This is a genomic window from Streptomyces ossamyceticus (genome assembly GCF_001418475.1).
GTDB lineage: Bacteria > Actinomycetota > Actinomycetes > Streptomycetales > Streptomycetaceae > Streptomyces > Streptomyces ossamyceticus.
Genome location: NZ_LIQX01000370.1, coordinates 1 through 17,065, shown reverse-complemented (window position 1 = coordinate 17,065; position 17,065 = coordinate 1). Strand labels below are relative to the sequence as shown.

At 71.3% G+C, this 17,065-nt stretch carries 17 protein-coding genes; 5 read left to right on the top strand and 12 right to left on the bottom strand.

Annotation, left to right across the window (positions count from 1 at the left end):
- Positions 1-151: 151 nt before the first annotated feature.
- From AOK15_RS25760 to AOK15_RS25745, 4 genes are all read right to left on the bottom strand, one after another.
- Positions 152-1,102: a hypothetical protein gene (locus AOK15_RS25760; RefSeq protein WP_205632228.1), complete on the bottom strand. Its 951-nt coding sequence runs from the start codon at positions 1,100-1,102 to the stop codon at positions 152-154.
- 13 nt (positions 1,103-1,115) lie between these two features.
- A complete protein-coding gene (locus AOK15_RS25755) occupies positions 1,116-1,412 on the bottom strand; it encodes a DUF4193 domain-containing protein (RefSeq protein ID WP_003997302.1) in 297 nt (98 codons plus the stop codon).
- 412 nt (positions 1,413-1,824) lie between these two features.
- Complete coding sequence (locus AOK15_RS25750; RefSeq protein ID WP_055520739.1) at positions 1,825-3,084, bottom strand: sensor histidine kinase; 1,260 nt, start codon at positions 3,082-3,084, stop codon at positions 1,825-1,827.
- Between the two features lie 5 nt (positions 3,085-3,089).
- Positions 3,090-3,743, bottom strand: a complete 654-nt coding sequence (locus AOK15_RS25745) for a response regulator transcription factor (RefSeq protein ID WP_009340866.1) — start codon at positions 3,741-3,743, stop codon at positions 3,090-3,092.
- 404 nt (positions 3,744-4,147) lie between these two features.
- Between AOK15_RS25745 and AOK15_RS45725 the strand changes: the two genes are divergently transcribed.
- Positions 4,148-4,321, top strand: a complete 174-nt coding sequence (locus tag AOK15_RS45725) for a hypothetical protein (RefSeq protein WP_167738856.1) — start codon at positions 4,148-4,150, stop codon at positions 4,319-4,321.
- A gap of 101 nt (positions 4,322-4,422) precedes the next feature.
- Here the strand turns inward: AOK15_RS45725 and AOK15_RS25740 are convergent, their stop codons facing one another.
- Both AOK15_RS25740 and AOK15_RS25735 read right to left on the bottom strand, forming a co-directional pair.
- Positions 4,423-5,241, bottom strand: coding sequence for an inositol monophosphatase family protein (locus AOK15_RS25740; RefSeq protein ID WP_055520738.1), 819 nt, complete (start codon positions 5,239-5,241; stop codon positions 4,423-4,425).
- An 8-nt stretch (positions 5,242-5,249) separates the two neighbouring features.
- Entirely contained in the window at positions 5,250-6,377 is a 1,128-nt protein-coding gene (locus AOK15_RS25735; RefSeq protein ID WP_055520737.1) for a ferrochelatase, read from the bottom strand.
- Between the two features lie 161 nt (positions 6,378-6,538).
- Here AOK15_RS25735 and AOK15_RS25730 point away from each other — a divergent pair, with 161 nt between their 5' ends.
- The 3 genes from AOK15_RS25730 (at position 6,539) to sepH (ending at position 10,480) form a co-directional block, all read left to right on the top strand.
- On the top strand, positions 6,539-7,780 hold the full coding sequence (locus AOK15_RS25730) for an MFS transporter (protein WP_055520736.1): 1,242 nt from the start codon (positions 6,539-6,541) through the stop codon (positions 7,778-7,780).
- The gene (locus AOK15_RS25725; protein WP_055520735.1) at positions 7,740-9,059 is read left to right on the top strand and encodes a D-arabinono-1,4-lactone oxidase; all 1,320 of its coding nucleotides are present in this window, start codon (positions 7,740-7,742) and stop codon (positions 9,057-9,059) included. The genes AOK15_RS25730 and AOK15_RS25725 overlap by 41 nt, the downstream gene beginning before the upstream one ends.
- Before the next feature lie 401 nt (positions 9,060-9,460).
- Positions 9,461-10,480: a septation protein SepH gene (gene sepH / locus AOK15_RS25720; RefSeq protein ID WP_055520734.1), complete on the top strand. Its 1,020-nt coding sequence runs from the start codon at positions 9,461-9,463 to the stop codon at positions 10,478-10,480.
- Positions 10,481-10,663: 183 nt separating this feature from the next.
- Here sepH and AOK15_RS25715 read toward each other — a convergent pair whose 3' ends face one another.
- Positions 10,664-11,491: a sulfurtransferase gene (locus AOK15_RS25715; protein WP_055520733.1), complete on the bottom strand. Its 828-nt coding sequence runs from the start codon at positions 11,489-11,491 to the stop codon at positions 10,664-10,666.
- A 326-nt stretch (positions 11,492-11,817) separates the two neighbouring features.
- On the opposite strand from AOK15_RS25715, the gene AOK15_RS25710 reads away from it, so the two are divergent.
- Complete coding sequence (locus tag AOK15_RS25710; RefSeq protein WP_055520732.1) at positions 11,818-12,618, top strand: VOC family protein; 801 nt, start codon at positions 11,818-11,820, stop codon at positions 12,616-12,618.
- Positions 12,619-12,715: 97 nt separating this feature from the next.
- Here the strand turns inward: AOK15_RS25710 and AOK15_RS25705 are convergent, their stop codons facing one another.
- The 5 genes from AOK15_RS25705 to AOK15_RS25685 form a co-directional block, all read right to left on the bottom strand.
- On the bottom strand, positions 12,716-13,363 hold the full coding sequence (locus tag AOK15_RS25705; protein ID WP_055520731.1) for a thymidine kinase: 648 nt from the start codon (positions 13,361-13,363) through the stop codon (positions 12,716-12,718).
- Between the two features lie 62 nt (positions 13,364-13,425).
- On the bottom strand, positions 13,426-14,613 hold the full coding sequence (locus AOK15_RS25700; RefSeq protein WP_055520730.1) for an alkaline phosphatase family protein: 1,188 nt from the start codon (positions 14,611-14,613) through the stop codon (positions 13,426-13,428).
- Positions 14,613-15,200: a DUF5998 family protein gene (locus AOK15_RS25695; protein WP_055520764.1), complete on the bottom strand. Its 588-nt coding sequence runs from the start codon at positions 15,198-15,200 to the stop codon at positions 14,613-14,615. The genes AOK15_RS25700 and AOK15_RS25695 overlap by 1 nt, the downstream gene beginning before the upstream one ends.
- A gap of 345 nt (positions 15,201-15,545) precedes the next feature.
- Complete coding sequence (locus AOK15_RS25690) at positions 15,546-15,968, bottom strand: hypothetical protein (protein WP_055520729.1); 423 nt, start codon at positions 15,966-15,968, stop codon at positions 15,546-15,548.
- Between the two features lie 186 nt (positions 15,969-16,154).
- Positions 16,155-17,065 (bottom strand): acetate--CoA ligase family protein (locus tag AOK15_RS25685; protein WP_205632227.1); only part of this gene is annotated, 911 nt, incomplete at its 5' end.

The following is a 17,065-nucleotide window of genomic DNA, read 5'->3' as shown; positions in this document are numbered from 1 at the left end:
CGCTTTCCCCGCCACCGCCGATTTCTCGGCTGATCTCTCGGCTGTTTTCTCGCCTGATTCTTACGGTCGGCGACAGTCGCCGGGGGCTGACGGGTTCGCGGACCTGTTCCGGCGGTCGGCGGTACCCACGTCTCGACGGGCCGGGTCCCGGTCAGTCCTTGTCGGGGTTCTGCGGCAGCTCGGCCACCGCCACGGGGTCCGTCGGCTTCTCCAGCGCCGGGAGGTCCGGCAGCGCCTCCCAGGGCACCTGGGTCCGTCGCAGGTCCTTGCGGACGCGCTGGGCCAGGTGCTTGGTGTCCCGGCGGTTCATGACGGCGCCGACGGCGGCCCCGACCAGGAACGGCATGAGGTTCGGCAGGTTGCGCACCATGCGCTTCATGATCTGCTGGCGCAGCTGCCGCTTCAGCTGTCCGCCGAGCGCCGCGTCGATCGTCGTGGGCCTGGTCACGTCGATGCCGCGCTCCCCGGACCAGGAGTCGAGGTAGGCAGTGCTGCGCTGCCGGAGGTTGCCGGGCGGTCGTGTCCCGTACACCTCGTGCAGTTCGGCGATGAGTTTCAGCTCGATCGCGGCGACGCCGGTGATCTCGGCGGCCAGTTCCGCCGGCATGGCCGGCGGTGTGGGCAGCATGGCGGCGGCCCCGACCCCGGCGCCCACGGTGGAGGACGCGTTCGCGGCGCCCGCCACGAGCTTGTCGGCGAGCTGTTCGGGCCCGAGGCCCGGGAACTGGGCACGCAGGGTCGCGAGGTCCCGTACGGGGATCCTCGGGGCCATGTCGATGATCCGGTCGGTGAGGTACGCGAGCCCTGCCCGCGCCCGGTCACCGCTCTTGCGGGCCCCGACGCTCAGGCCCTGTCTGACGCCCGCCCGGACGGCCGCCGCGTGCCTTCCGGCGACCGGCGCCGGAGTGTCCACCGGTACGGGCAGGCTCCCCTGCTCATCCGTGGCGCCCCCCGACGCCGTGTCCGACGTACGTTCGAGCGAGGCCTCTCCGGGATCGGAGGAGCCCCGCTCGTCATCACGCACGCCGTCAGGGCCGCTGTACGGCCCATGGTCCGCCCCCTTGCGGAAGCGGCGCTTCCAAGGAGGGGTCGAGCCAGTCACGGCCGACCCTGCCTCAGTCGCAGTCGCGGCAGATCGGCTGACCGTTCTTCTCGCGGGCCAGCTGGCTGCGGTGATGCACCAGGAAGCAGCTCATGCAGGTGAACTCGTCCTGCTGCTTGGGCAGGACGCGGACGGCCAGTTCCTCGTTCGAGAGGTCGGCGCCCGGCAGTTCCAGGCCCTCTGCGGCCTCGAACTCGTCGACGTCCACCGAGGAGGTCGACTTGTCGTTCCGGCGCGCCTTGAGTTCTTCCAGGCTGTCCGAATCGACGTCGTCGTCGGTCTTGCGTGGGGTGTCGTAATCCGTTGCCATGTCGCTCTCCCCCTCTGGGTGTCTGCGGTGTCTCCAGCGCACGTAACGCGTGAGAGGCCGGACTTGTGCCCGACCTGAGGCGGAGATTTTGCCTCACATCAAGGTCTGTTACTCAATCGACACCCAACCGGACCCCTCAAGAGTGATCGGCTTGGATGGCGAACCGGACCGTACACGGTCCTCAGGCTGCTTTCAAAGGCGCCTCAGCATGTACTTCCCGTGATCTCAACCCCCGAAAACCCGGATGTTCCCGGCGTTCCGGCCAGCTCATGATCACGCTCAGTAGATGGCTGAATAATCGCCCATGTGATCGATCACACATTGGTCGCGCGCGACTGTTCTGATCAGAACTCATGGGAGCTCCGGGAAATTCCGCGTGAAGCGAACATGTCCCGGAAGCCGGCACATTTTCTCAGACGGGCAGGGTCACGCGCATCACCAGCCCGCCCCCCTCACGTGGCTGGGCGGCGATGTGACCGCCGTGCGCGCGGGCCACGGACCGGACGATCGACAGGCCGAGGCCCACGCCCTTGTCGCTGCCCGTACGCTCCGTCCGCAGCCGCCGGAACGGTTCGAAGATGTTGTCGATCTCGTAGGCCGGCACCACGGGGCCGGTGTTCGTGACCACGAGGACCGCCTGGCCCTGCTGGAGCTCCGTCGTCACCTCGACCCAGCCGCCCGGCCCCGGCACGTTGTACCGGACGGCGTTCTGGACGAGGTTCAGCGCGATCCGCTCCAGGAGGACGCCGTTGCCCTGGACGACCGCGGGGGCCCGCTCGCCGCGGATCTCCACCTTCTTGGCGTCCGCCTCGGCGTGCACCTGGTCGACGGCCTGGGAAGCGACCTCGGCGAGGTCCACGGGCTTGCGCTCGACGATCTGGTTGTCGCTGCGGGCGAGCAGCAGCAGCCCCTCGACGAGCTGCTCGCTGCGCTCGTTGGTGGCCAGCAGGGTCTTGCCCAGCTGTTGCAGCTCCGCGGGCGCGTTCGGATCGGAGAGGTGCACCTCCAGCAGCGTGCGGTTGATCGCCAGGGGGGTGCGCAGCTCGTGCGAGGCGTTACCGACGAAGCGCTGCTGGGCCGTGAAGGCCCGTTGGAGCCGCTCCAGCATGTCGTCGAAGGTGTCCGCCAGCTCCTTCAGCTCGTCGTCCGGACCGTCCAGCTCGATACGGCGGGAGAGGTCCGACCCAGCCACGGCGCGCGCGGTGCGCGTGATGCGGCCGAGCGGCGCGAGCACCCGGCCCGCCATCGCGTAGCCGAAGGCGAACGCGATCACGGCGAGCCCCAGCAGGGCCAGCAGCGAGCGGCTGAGCAGGGCGTCCAGGGCGGCCCGGCGCTGGTCGTCGATGCAGTTGGCGATCGCCGCGTTGAAGTCGGTGAGCGGGACGTTGACCGACGAGTCGGCGTCGACGGCGGGGCACTGCTCGCTGGAGACGCTGATGCGATCGCCGCCGACGATCTTGAACAGCGGCTGGTTGCCGGTGTTGATCGCCTGCGCGGCCAGCAGGTAGATGATCGACAGCAGCAGGATGCCGGCGATCAGGAACATGCCGCCGTACAGCAGCGTGAGCCGTATGCGGATGGTCGGGCGCAGCCACGGGAACGGGACCTGCGGCCGCTGGGGGTCCCAGGTGGGCTTGGGGGGAGCTGCGGGGGGTGCCGGGGTCGTGGCCATGGCGATCAGATCCGGTAGCCCGAGCCGGGCACGGTGACGATCACCGGTGGCTCGCCGAGCTTGCGGCGCAGCGTCATGACGGTGACCCGGACGACGTTGGTGAACGGGTCGGTGTTCTCGTCCCAGGCCTTCTCCAGGAGCTGCTCCGCGGAGACGACGGCGCCCTCGCTGCGCATCAGCACCTCCAGGACGGCGAACTCCTTGGGCGCGAGCTGGACCTCCTTGCCGTCACGGAAGACCTCGCGACGGTTGGGGTCGAGCTTGATCCCGGCACGCTCCAGGACCGGCGGCAGGGGCACGCTCGTCCGCCGGCCGAGTGCCCGCACGCGCGCGATGAGCTCACTGAAGGCGAACGGCTTGGGCAGATAGTCGTCGGCGCCGATCTCCAGGCCCTCGACGCGGTCGCTGACGTCCCCGGACGCGGTGAGCATCAGCACGCGCGTGGGCAGGCCCAGCTCGACGAGCTTGCGGCAGACGTCGTCGCCGTGGACGAGGGGGAGGTCGCGGTCGAGGACGACCACGTCGTAGTCGTTGACGCCGATGCGCTCCAGGGCGGCCGCACCGTCGTACACGACGTCGACGGCCATGGCCTCCCGGCGCAGTCCGGTGGCCACCGCATCGGCGAGCAGCTGCTCGTCCTCGACGACGAGTACGCGCACGTCGCTTGTCCTTCCTGTGTCCACCCGCGTAGCGCGCCGAAGGCGCACACGGGCAGGGTGTTCGTGGGTGTGTGACCTCCATCCTGCCTTTTTCGGCCGTAAGTCGGCGGTAAGGCGATCTCCTGCCCGGAGCCGACCGGGAATGCGGGATTTTTTCGTCCGGTTGAGGTTTCCCTCGGAGACGGCGAGGGGAGGACAGGCTTTACACCCCGCGATCACGCTCTGCTTGTGCCGCACCACCATGCGGTACACGGCGATCCGCTTTCCGCAGAGCGGGCGTGGGTGTCCGGCACCGACGCCGCCCGGCACGGGTGGCGCTGGGCATCCACAAGAAGCGTGATCGTCCCTTCCGAACCGGCACACCCCCGTGCCATCGACCCACGACCAGGACGAGGGGGCGCAGCATGGACGCATTCACCGCAGGACTTCTGCAGCGCATAAGGGCGACCGAGTCCGACCTGACCAGGGCTCGTGACGAGGGCGACGACTTCCTCGTCGAAGTGGAGCAGGCCGAGCTCGACGACCTGCACCGCCTCGCCGCCGACCACGGTGTGGAGGTCGGCGCGTTCAGCGTCTGATCCTGACCCACGCGAACGACAGCGGGACCCCAGGCAGCCGGCCTGGGGTCCCGCTCTTTCGTGTGCGTGGTGCTTTCGCGCGGGTTCCGCCGCCGGCCCGCTCAGTCGTGCCAGGCGCCGAGTTCCTCCAGGCGGGTCTGGAGGGCCTCGAAGAGACCGGGTGGGGCGGCGATGGTCAGGTCGGGTGACAGGGGCTGTCCGGGGCGGCCACCGGTCAGGGCGCCCGCCTCCCGGGCGATGAGGTCGCCCGCCGCGTAGTCCCAGGCGTTCAGGCCGCGCTCGTAGTACGCGTCCAGGCGGCCCACGGCGACGTCGCACAGGTCGATCGCGGCCGAACCGCCGCGGCGGATGTCGCGGACCTCGGGGATCAGCTCGCGCAGCACGTCGGCCTGCCTGGCCCGGCGCTCGGCGCGGTAGCCGAAGCCCGTGCCGACCAGGGCCAGCGCCGGGGCGGGGGCGGGCCGCACGCGCGCGGGGCGGTCGTTCACGTACGCGCCCTCGCCGAGGACCGCGCGGTAGGTCTCGCCGCGCACGGGGGCGTGGACCACACCGACCACGGTCTCGCCGTCCACGCGGGCCGCTATGGACACGGCCCAGCTCGGCAGGCCGTACAGGTAGTTGACGGTGCCGTCGACGGGGTCGATCACCCACTGGACTCCGCTGGTGCCCTCGACGCTGGCGCCCTCCTCGCCGAGCACGCCGTCGTGCGGCCTGCGCTCGGCCAGCAGGCCGGTGATCAGCTTCTCGGAGGCGATGTCCATCTCGGTGACGACGTCGACCGCGCTGGACTTGGTGGCGGCCACCCCGAGGTCCTCGGGCCGGCCGTCGTGCAGGAAGGCGCCCGCGCGGTGGGCCGCCTCCAGGGCGATCTCCAGCAGTTCGGCCTTGAGCCCGTCCGGGTGGTTCGGCTGGTCGTTCACGGTGCTCCTCACGCGTACGGGCTGTCGGCGCCCGCGGCGGCGGGCTTCGGGGCGCGGGCCGGGCAGCAGCCGACCGGGCAGAGCTGGTGGCTCGCGCCGAGCGCGCCGAGGGCGCAGGGCGTCACGTCCTGGCCCCGCTCGACGGCGGCGCGCTCCAGGACCAGGTCGCGGATCGCGGCGGCGAACCGCGGGTCGGCGCCGACGGTGGCCGAGCGGCGCACCGGCAGTCCCAGCTCCTCGCCCTTGGCCATGGCCTCGGTGTCGAGGTCGTACAGCACCTCCATGTGGTCCGAGACGAACCCGATGGGCGCCATCACGACGGCCGGGGCGCCGGACCCGCTCAGCTCCTCCAGGTGGTCGCAGATGTCGGGCTCCAGCCACGGGATGTGCGGGGCTCCCGAGCGGGACTGGTAGACGAGCTGCCAGGGGTGCTCCACGCCGGTCCGCTCGCGCACGGCCTCCACGATGAGCCGGGAGACGTCCAGGTGCTCCTCGACGTAGGCGCCGCCCTCGCCGTGCCCCTCGACCGGGCCGGAGGTGTCCGCCGACGCGTTCGGGATGGAGTGCGTGCAGAAGGCGATGTGCGCCCCGTCGCGGACGTCCTCGGGGAGGTCGGCGAGGGACTCGATCACCCCGTCGATCATGGGCTCCAGGAAGCCCGGGTGGTTGAAGTAGTGCCGGATCTTGTCGATCCTCGGCAGCTCCAGGCCCTCGGCCTCCAGGGCGGCGAGCGAGTCGGCGAGGTTCTCGCGGTACTGGCGGCAGCCCGAGTACGAGGCGTACGCGCTGGTGGCGAGGACCAGGATGTGGCGGCGGCCGTCGGCGATCATCTCGCGCAGGGTGTCGGTGAGGTAGGGCGCCCAGTTGCGGTTGCCCCAGTAGATCGGCAGGTCGAGGCCGTGCTCGGCGAAGTCCTTGCGGAGGGCGTCGAGGAGAGCGCGGTTCTGGTCGTTGATGGGGCTGACCCCGCCGAACCGGAAGTAGTGCTCGCCGACTTCCTTGAGACGTTCCTTGGGGATGCCGCGCCCCCGCGTCACGTTCTCCAGGAAGGGGATCACGTCGTCCGGGCCCTCCGGGCCGCCGAACGAGAGCAGGAGCAGGGCGTCGTAGGGGGTGGCGTCGTGCGCGTGTGGCATGGGTCGATCCTGCCACCCGGCACCGACGAGCGGGATCCCGGCCCGTTTTCGGAGATGCCTTGGGTTTGCCTGACCCGTAAGCTGTATCGGCTGCCTTCACGCCTTACAGCACCGGCCAGGGAACGGCTCCCTCCGCTTCCCGTACCTTTCGGAGACCCTCCGTGCCCAGCCCCTACACCGCTCTGTTCGCCGCGCCCGGCACCAAGGGCTTCACCGCCGCGGGCTTCATCGGCCGTATGCCGCTGTCGATGATGGGCATCGGCGTGGTCACGATGATCTCGCAGCTCACGGGGCGGTACGGCCTCGCCGGCGCCCTGTCGGCGACCATCGCGCTGTCAGCCGCCGTGCTCGGCCCGCAGATCTCCCGCCTGGTGGACCAGTACGGGCAGCGGCGGGTGCTGCGCCCGGCGACGCTCGTGGCGCTGACCGCGGCCGCGGGGCTGCTGTGCGCCGCGCACTTCGGCTGGCCGGACTGGGTGCTGTACGTGTGCTCGGCCGGCATCGGCTGTGTGCCGAGCCTCGGTGCGATGACCCGGGCGCGCTGGGCGGCCCTGTACCGGGGCACTCCGCGGCTGCACACCGCCTATTCGTTCGAGTCCGTGGTGGACGAGGTCTGCTTCATCTTCGGGCCGATCATCTCGATCGGTCTGTCGACGGCGTGGTTCCCGGAGGCCGGGCCGCTGCTCGCCGCCTGCTTCCTCGCGGCCGGTGTGTTCTGGCTGACCTCCCAGCGTGCCACCGAGCCCGCACCGCACCCGCGCGAGCAGCAGGGGCGCGGCCGTTCCGCGCTGCGCTCGCCCGGCCTGCAGGTACTGGTGGCCACGTTCGCGGCCACCGGGGCGATCTTCGGGGCCGTCGACGTGGTCACCGTGGCCTTCGCCGAGGAGCAGGGCCACAAGGCCGCCGCGAGCGTCGTCCTGGCCGTGTACGCGGCCGGGTCCTGCCTCGCCGGCGTCGTGTTCGGACTGATGCGTTTCTCCGGGGCGGCCGAGCTTCGCTGGCTGCTGGGCGTCTGCGGCATGGCCGTGAGTATGATCCCCCTCCTACTGGTCGGAAACTTGCCGTTTCTGGCCGTGGCGCTCTTCGTCGCGGGGCTGTCCATCGCACCCACGATGATCACGACGATGTCCCTGATCGAAGAGCACGTACCACGCGCGCAACTGACCGAGGGCATGACCTGGGTGAGCACCGGACTCGCGGTCGGCGTCGCGCTCGGCTCCTCCGTGTCCGGCTGGGTGATCGACGCAGCCGGGGCGGACGCCGGGTACGGGGTTCCGGCGGTGTCCGGTGCCGTCGCGGTCGCGGTCGGTTTCCTTGGGTACCGCCGGCTGCGCAGGCCGGCACCGGAGCGGGGAGGGCCCCATGAGCACCACAGTGATCGGCAAGAGCGGCACGTGGCGTAACTGGGCGGGGAACGTGACCGCCCGGCCCGTACGGGAGGTCACCCCTGCCACCGTCGAGGAACTCGCCGCGGCGGTGCGCCGGGCCTCCGAGGACGACCTCAGGGTGAAGGCCGTCGGCACGGGGCACTCCTTCACGGCCGTCGCCGCGACCGACGGTGTATTGATCCGCCCTCAACTGTTGACGGGTATACGCAACATCGATCGTGACGCCATGACCGTCACGGTGGGCGCGGGCACTCCGCTCAAGAGACTCAACGTGGCGCTCGCGCGCGAGGGCCTGTCGCTCACGAACATGGGCGACATCATGGAGCAGACGGTCTCCGGGGCCACCAGCACCGGCACCCACGGCACGGGCCGCGAGTCGGCCTCGATCGCCGCCCAGATCAAGGGACTTGAGCTGGTCACCGCGGACGGTTCGATCCTCACCTGTTCCGCCACGGAGAACGCCGACGTCTTCGCGGCCGCCCGCGTCGGCATCGGCGCGCTCGGCATCGTCACCGCGATCACCTTCGCCGTGGAGCCGATCTTCCTGCTCACGGCCCGCGAGGAGCCGATGCCGTTCGAGAAGGTGCTGGCCGAGTTCGACGAACTGCACGCCGAGAACGAGCACTTCGAGTTCTACTGGTTCCCGCACACCGGCAACACCAACACCAAACGCAACAACCGCAGCGCCGGCCCCGAGAAGCCCGTCCCGCAGCTGAACAGCTGGTTCGAGGACGAGTTCCTCTCCAACGGCGTCTTCCAGGTGGCCAACCTGGTCGGCCAGGCGGTCCCCGCCACCATCCCGACGATCGCCCAGATCTCCAGCCGCGCCCTGTCCGCGCGCAGCTACACCGACGTCCCCTACAAGGTCTTCACCTCTCCGCGCCGAGTGCGCTTCGTGGAGATGGAATACGCCGTTCCGCGTGAGGCCCTGGTGGACACACTGCGTGAACTCAAGGCGATGGTCGACCGCTCCAACCTCCGCGTCAGCTTCCCGGTGGAGGTCCGCACCGCGCCGGCCGACGACATCACGCTCTCCACCGCCTCCGGCCGCGACAGCGCCTACATCGCCGTCCACATGTTCAGAGGCACGCCCTACCAGGCGTACTTCACGGCCGCCGAGCGGATCTTCACGGCGCACGAGGGGCGTCCGCACTGGGGCAAGGTGCACACACGGGACACGGACTACTTCGCCAAGGTCTACCCCCGCTTCGGCGAGTTCACCGCGCTGCGCGACCGGCTCGACCCCGAACGGCGTTTCCAGAACGACTACTTGCGCCGCGTCCTCGGGGCCTAACCGGGCGGCGGTGCCGGTGATCGCGTGACGGACTCCCCTACCCGGCGTGACGAAAGGGCCCTCCCCTGCGGCCGATTGCCGTCTCTCACCAGAAGTCGAGCGGCGCGCCGATCCACGCAAGTGGCCCGAATGGAGTACTGTTGCGAGCCCTGGGTCCGGACTCCCGCCAGGGTGTCCGGGGCCCACGAGGACCGCCGGGAGGGGGATCGTTGCACAGGGTGATGAGTTTCGTCACTTAGCGTTGCGAATAGGTAACCGTGCCATAACGGCGACCTCGGGCCCACGCCCGACACGCCGGGCAACTCGGCAAGGTTGTGGCAGGCTGCACCCGGGCAGGCCACACTCGACTAGCGGAAGCAGCGACGCACGTGACGTCGGCAGGCACCACCCGGGAGGTCCCCATGCCCGAACTGCGTGTCGTGGCCGTCTCCAATGACGGCACACGGCTGGTGCTGAAGGCTGCCGATTCCACGGAGTACACGCTTCCGATCGACGAGCGCCTGCGTGCCGCCGTGCGCGGCGACCGTCCCCGTCTCGGCCAGATCGAGATCGAGGTCGAGAGCCATCTCCGCCCCCGTGACATCCAGGCGCGTATACGCGCGGGTGCCACGGCCGAGGAGGTCGCGCAGCTCGCCGGCATCCCCGTCGACCGGGTACGCCGGTTCGAGGGTCCGGTACTGGCCGAGCGCGCCTTCATGGCCGAGCGGGCACGCAAGACCCCGGTCCGCCGCCCCGGCGAGAACGCCGCAGGTCCTCAGCTCGGCGAGGCCGTCCAGGAACGGCTGTTGATCCGCGGCGCCGAGAAGGACACCGTCCAGTGGGACTCGTGGCGCCGCGACGACGGCACCTGGGAGGTCCTGCTGGTGTACCGGGTCGCGGGCGAGCCGCACTCGGCGAGCTGGACGTACGACCCGCCCCGGCGACTGGTCCAGGCCGTCGACGACGAGGCGCGCTCCCTGATCGGGGAGTCCGACGATCTGGGCGCGCCCGAGCCGAGCTTCCCGTTCGTGCCGCGGATCGCCCGGCTGCCTCGCGACCGCCAGGCGGAACGTCCCGTCCTGCCGGCCGTGACACCGGAGTCCGACGAGGAGGGCGTGAGCGAGCGCGACTCGCTCACGAGCATCCTGGAGGCCGTTCCCAGCTACCGGGGCGACCTGGTGGTGCCCGAACTGCCCTCCGCCGAACCGCAGGACGAGTCCGTCGAGGAGATGGACGAGGAGTCCGCGGCTCCTGCGGCCTCGGCCGGTTCCGCCTACGCGGACGTCCTCATGCCGCCGCGGTCGGTCAACGGCCACCGCGACCGGCTCATCGGCTCCACGGACCGCCAGGCCGAGGCCGACGGCGTACGGCCGGGCCGGCGCGCGGCAGTGCCCAGCTGGGACGAAATCGTGTTCGGCACGCGCCGCAAGAAACAGGAGTAGCGGGAAACAGCGGTAGGAGGTGGGGGCGGCGGCTGCGAGCAGGAACGGTCGTGCACGCCGATCCGTTGCTGCCTTCTTCTGCTTCCGGGTCCTTCTTCGGTGGGTGGGGGTTCGGTCTCTCATACGTGTGTGGGGCCCGTGTCGTTCAGACGCGGGCCCCTCGGCATACCTGTCAGCGGTGGGTCACTGGGGGTCGGGGCCGGTGGCGACCGGGCGGCTGCCGTCACGGGACCACTCCGACCAGGAGCCGACGTACAGGGCGGCCGGGATGCCCGCCACGGCGAGGGCGAGCACCTGGTGGGCGCCGGAGACCCCCGAGCCGCAGTACACGCCGACCTCCGTGTCCCCGGTCGCGCCGAGTGCCTTGAAGCGGTCGGCGAGTTCGGCGGCGGAACGGAAGTGACCGGATGCGGTCACGTTCTCGGTGGTGGGTGCGGACACGGCGCCCGGGATGTGGCCGCCGACGGGGTCAATGGGCTCCACGTCGCCGCGGTAGCGCTCGGCGGCCCGTGCGTCGAGGAGCAGACCGTGGTGGGCGAGGGCCGCGGCGCCGTCCGCGTCGAGCAGCGGGAGGGCGCCCGGGGCGGGGGTGAAGGTTCCCGGCTCGGGGTCGGGGAGTTCGGCCGTCACCGGGCCGTCCCAGGCCGCGAGACCGCCGTCGAGGACACGCACCGAGGGGTGGCCCGACCAGCTCAGCAGCCACCAGGCGCGCGCGGCGGCCCAGTTGAGGCCGCCGTCGTAGACGACGACCGGACGGTCGGCGGACACCCCGGCCGCCCGCATCGCCGCGCCGAAGGTCTCGGGGTCCGGCAGCGGGTGGCGGCCGGCCGCGCCCGCCGGGCCGGCGAGTTCGGCGTCCAGGTCGACGAAGACGGCCCCCGGCAGGTGCGCCTTGTCGTACTCAGGCCGCTGGTTCGGGCCGCCCAACTGCCAGCGCACGTCCAGCAGGACCGGCGGGCGGGATCCGGCCAGCTCCTCAGCGAGCTCGGATGCGGTGATGATGGCGTTCATGGCCCCATCCTCGCGCACGGGGTGGCCCCTTCGCCCCGGTCCGGCTACTCTGCCCGCCGGACGGTTCCGATCACCGCGCGTACGGGATCGGACACATGCCGTACAGTCGACGGCCACCACCCGTCTGCCCCGCGGAAAGCGGCGCTTCACGGTCGACCGCGTCCCGTTCACGTACGTACGTGCGCCAGGGCGCGGCGGTGCGGCGCGGGCGCGTGGCACCACAGGTGGTGCGAGCATCGGCACGGGGCGTGATCGCGGGTGGACGCGGTACACGGGTACGGCGGGGCGGACGGACGCGGCCGCGAGGGGCCGAGAAGAGAGTGACGATGACCGACGCACGGGGGTCGACCGGCCCGAACGGTGGGGGGTACCCGCCGGGCACGCCCTGCTGGGTGAGCCTGATGGTGCACGGGATGGCCGCGACCCAGGAGTTCTACGGAGCGCTGTTCGGCTGGGAGTTCCAGCCCGGTCCGCAGCAACTCGGCCCGTATGTGCGGGCGCTGCTCGACGGGCGTGAGGTGGCGGGGATCGGCCAGCTGCCGCCGGACCGGCACCTTCCGATCGCCTGGACGCCGTACTTCGCCTCCGACGACGTGGATCTGACGGCGGCGACCGTGCGGCACTGCGGCGGGACCGTCGGGGTCGGACCGCTGGACGCCGGGGAGGCGGGGCGCCTCGCGATCGGCTCGGATCCCACGGGTGCAGTCTTCGGCATCTGGCAGGCGCTGGAGCTTCTGGGCACGGACATCACTGGTGTGCCGGGTACCCCCGCCTGGGACGAGCTGCTCACCTATGACACGGAGAGCGTCGCCAAGTTCTACGAGGTGGCCTTCCGCTACGAGGAGAGACCGGTGGCGTCCCCCGATCCCGACACCGACCATGTCACCCTCCACATCAAGGGCCGTCCCGTCGCCGGGATCCACGGTGTGGGCGCCGCGCTCCCCCGTGACCGGGGCCCGCACTGGCTGACGTACTTCGAGGCCACCGACACCGACGAGGCGGCCCAGCGGGTCCTCGCCCTCGGCGGCCATGTCCTCACCCCGCCCCATGACACCCCGCAGGGGCGTGTGGCCACCGTGGCGGACCCGGAGGGGGCCGTCTTCGCGCTGGTGCACATGGAGCGCTGAGGTTCGGGGCGCGGGAGGGCCAGGACGGGCGTGCGCGGGTGATGAGGCGCGGGCCGAGGTGATCTTCCGCGCGGAACCGGACGCCGGGGGCGGCGGCTCAGGCCGTCTCGACCGGGAGGACGTCCGGGGAGAGGGCTCCCGCGTGGGCCGTCGCGGCGGTCATACGCCGGCGGTGGTGGCGGCGGCAGAGCACCTCGTAGCCGATGTCGTCGGGCTGGTTGACGTCGCCCACGACGACCTGGGCGCCCTCGACGACCATGTGGCCGCCTATGGTGCGGGCGTTGTGGGTGGCGCGGGCGCCGCACCAGCAGAGGGCCTCGACCTGGAGGACCTCGACGCGGTCGGCCAGCTCGACCAGGCGCTGGGAGCCGGGGAAGAGCTTGGAGCGGAAGTCGGTGGTGATGCCGAACGCGTACACGTCGAGGCCCAGGTCGTCCACGACGCGGGCGAGTTGGTCGATCTGCTCGGGCGCGAGGAACTGGGCCTCGTCTGCGATGACGTAGTCCGCCCGGCGTCCCTGGGAGAGATGGTCGACGAGGTACGCGTAGAGGTCCTGGCCGTCCTCGACCTCGACGGCGTCGGTGACCAGGCCGAGGCGGGAGGAGAGCTTGCCCTGGCCGGCGCGGTCGTCGCGCGTGAAGATCATGCCCTGGAGGCCCCGCGCCGAGCGGTTGTGCTCTATCTGGAGGGCCAGCGTCGACTTCCCGCAGTCCATGGTTCCGGAGAAGAACACCAGCTCGGACATGGTGAGGTGAGCACCTTTCGGCAAAGGAGGGCAGCGGAACGGTCGGGGTGTGCGGCGGGACGTCAGGAGCGTACTTCGAGGAGCGGGACCAGTTGCTCCGCCGGGGTCATCGAGCCGTGGTTGCCGACCATCGCCGACTCCTTGGGCTCCCGCTCGGAGGCGATGATCAGGACGTCGTCGCGGGCGGCGGCGACCACGTCACCGATGCGGCCGTACACCCGTTCGTCCACCGTCGGCCCGAACCAGCCCGCGGCGATGGCCTCGTCCCGTGAGGCGACCCAGAACTGCTCGCCGAGCACCTCGCGCCAGCAGGTCAGGACGTCCGACTCGGCGCCCGGTACCGCGTACACATGGCGGGCGCGGCCCTCGCCGCCCAGCAGGGCAACCCCGGCGCGCAGTTCCCAGTCCTCGTCGAAGTCGATGCGGTGCTGCTCGTCGAAGGGGACGTCGATCATGCCGTGGTCGGCGGTGACGTAGAGGGCGCTGCGCGGCGGGAGTTGCTCCGCGAGGCGCTGGACGAGACGGTCGACGTGCATGAGCTGGCCGCGCCAGGTGTCCGAGTCGAGGCCGTAGCGGTGCCCGGCGCCGTCGACCTCGGAGTAGTACGTGTAGACCAGGGCCCGGTCACCGGCGCCCAGTTGGGCGGCGGCCAGGTCCATGCGGTCCTCGCCGGAGAGGCGGCCGTGGAAGGTGCCGCCGCTCAGCGCGACCTTGGTCAGGGGGGTGTGTTCGAAGGCGGGGGACGAGACCTGCGCGGTGTGCACACCGGCCTCGTGGGAGAGCTGGAAGACCGTCGGGTACGGCTGCCACACGTGCGGTGCCGTCCAGGGCTGCCAGCGGAGCTGGTTCATCAGCTCCCGGGTCTCGGGGTCGCGGACCGTGTAGCCGGGGAGCCCGTGCGCCCCCGGTGGCAGTCCGGTACCCACGGAGGCCAGGGAGGTCGCCGTGGTGGCGGGGTAGCCGGCGGTGATGGGGCGGCCGGTGCCGCCGCGCGAGGACGCCAGCAGGGAGGTCATGAACGGCGCCTCGTCGGGGTGCGTCCGCAGCTGCTCCCAGCCGAGCCCGTCGATCAGGAAGACGCAGGCGCGGTCGGCCGGCGCCAGTTCCTGTATCACGGCGGTCGTACCGGGGACCTCCATGCCCGCCGCGAGGGTGGGCAGGAGGTCGGCGAGCGAGCCGGCACCGTACTCGGGGACGGGCGCGGAGCCGACGGCGAGGGGTTCCGGGTGGTCCCAGGTGGGCAGGGCCATCAGCGGGCGAGGTCCGCGGTCGCCTCGGAGAGGGACTGCGCGAAGGCGAGGGCCTGGCGAACGGTCTCCGGGCCGTCCCCGGCCTCGCTGACGCGCAGGCTGAGGTCGTCCGCCGTGGAGCTGCCCGTGTAGCCGTGGTCGGCCTCGCAGTTGGGGTCACCGCAGGCGGCGGGCTCCAGGTCGATACGGGAGACGGCGCCCCAGCCGATGGTCAGGACGACCTCGCGCGGCAGGGTGCCGGCGGTGTACGACTCGGGGTTGGCGACGACCCGGCTGACCACGACCGAGGAGATCCGGCCGAGCTTCACCGACTCGGTGGACGTGGTGGCGTAGGGCGTCGGCGACGTGCTGTCCGCGGCCTGCTCGTCGGTGTGGCTGACGATGAACCGGTTGGCCGTGAGGACGAGCACGGTCACATGGCGCCGCACCTCGTTCGCGTCGAACGTCGTCTCCTGGTGGACCAGGTACGACTTGATGGCCTCGCCGCCGACAGCGGCCTCCACCGCCTCGGCCACGAGAGCCGGGTAGTAGCCGCTGCGCTCGATCGCCGCACGCAGCCCCTGGGTCGTCGTACTGGTCTTGGCCATGACGTCCATCCTAGTCCGTGGGCAAGGGCGGTCCGGCTCAGTCAAGGGCATCCCGGGGGCATTCGAACAGCAGGCCGACGCGCCTTCTCGCGTCCGGCGCCCGGAGCGTGCCCGAGAAAGGGCGTGCGGTCACGGCACCGCGACGGCCCAAGCGGCGGGCCGCGCCCTCTGCGAGGGCGGCCCTTCCGGTGTCTCGGGAAAAGGCGCGCCCGCATTTCCCGAGACACCGGAAGAAAGCGAATTCCCGTCACCGGCAGGGCCGTGGATCCTCTCCACCGGATCCGGTCGGGGAATTCCCGGAAGAGGACCGCGGCCCCGTATCCCGGGCGGGACCGCGGCCGCATTTCACCGGAACTGCCAGATGTCCGCTCCGAGCGACCAGCCGACGCCCTTGCCGTCGTCGTACACGCGGGCCTCGAAGACCGCGTCCGCGGGCAGGTGGGTGCACACGTCGCTGCCCGGCCACGGGTTGGCGCGGGCCGGCCAGTCCTCGCAGCGGATCTTCTTCACCGGCTGGGCGCCGACCTTCCACCGGAACTTCGCCGGGTCGACCACCGGACAGGCACCGTCCTTCTTGTAGTCGACCGCGACGTACGCGTTGAAGGCGCGGTTGCTCCGGAGCTCGGTCCAGCCGTCCTCGTTCTCCGTGTAGACGCACAGCCGGCGGCCCGACTCGGCGTACGCCGTGCCGGTGACGGGGCCCGAGGTGACCATGAGCGCCGCGACAGCGACGACGAGGAGTCCCGCCTGCCGAAGGCCTCGACGCATGCGCGATGTCCGCATGACTCTCCTTTGAGTCCGTGGGGGTGGATGCGCGTCGACCGTAAATACGCGGGCATTGCGAGGACAATGGATTTGAGCTTCGACTGAGGAAAACGACGCCTTTATGACGGGACTATGAGTGCCGTCTCGGAAAGGCGTCCGGATTACCTCCGGGTAAAGTCAGAATCGCGTTCAGTAGAGCGGAAGGGTCCTCGGGCCGAGGTCGTCCCGAGCGGGCGGGCGGGCGAGCCGTACGGTGGCGCCGAGCACGCTGAGCCCGTGCGGGGCGACGACGACCGGCTCCAGCGAGACGGCCACGACCTCGGGGTGGTCGTCCACCAGCCGGGAGACCCGCAGCAGCAGTTCCTCCAGGGCGTCGGTGTCGACCGGCGCCGAACCTCTCCAGCCGAAGAGGAGGGGGGCGGTCCTGATCGACCGGACCAGGGAGGCGGCGTCCCGTTCGGTGGCCGGAATCAGCCGGTGTGCCATGTCCCCGAGCAGCTGCGACGCCGGTCCGGCCAGCCCGAAGGAGAGCACCGCTCCGGCCGCCGGGTCGACCACCGTCCGTACGATCGTGTCGACACCGCGTGGGGCCATGGCCTGGACGACCGGACGCAGCTCCTCCGGCCCGCCGAACAGCTCCGTCAACTCTATGTACGCCCGGCGCAGTTGCTCCTCGTCCGCCAGGTCGAGCCGTACGCCGCCCAGGTCCGCCCGGTGCCTCAGGTGCGGGGCGGTCGTCTTCAGCGCCACGGGATAGCCGAGCGCCTCGGCCGCCGCCACCGCCTCGTCGGGCGTGGGCGCGGGCCGCGCCTCCCGGACCTGGATGCCGTACCGCCCGAGCAGGGCGGCCGTGTCCTCCGCGCCGAGGGCGAGCCCCTCGTCCCGCGCGAGCAGCTCGTCGATCTGCCGCGCGGCGCCCTTCTCGTCGATGTCCTCGTACTCGGGCACCTTGCCCGGCTCCGCAGCCTCGCGCCGCCACTGCGCGTACTTCACGGCTTCGGCGAGGGCGCGGACGGCCCGCTCGGCGGCGGGATAGGCGGGGATGAGCCGGGAGTCGGCGGACCGGGCAGACGCGGTGGTTTCCGCCGCGAGGGGGGGGG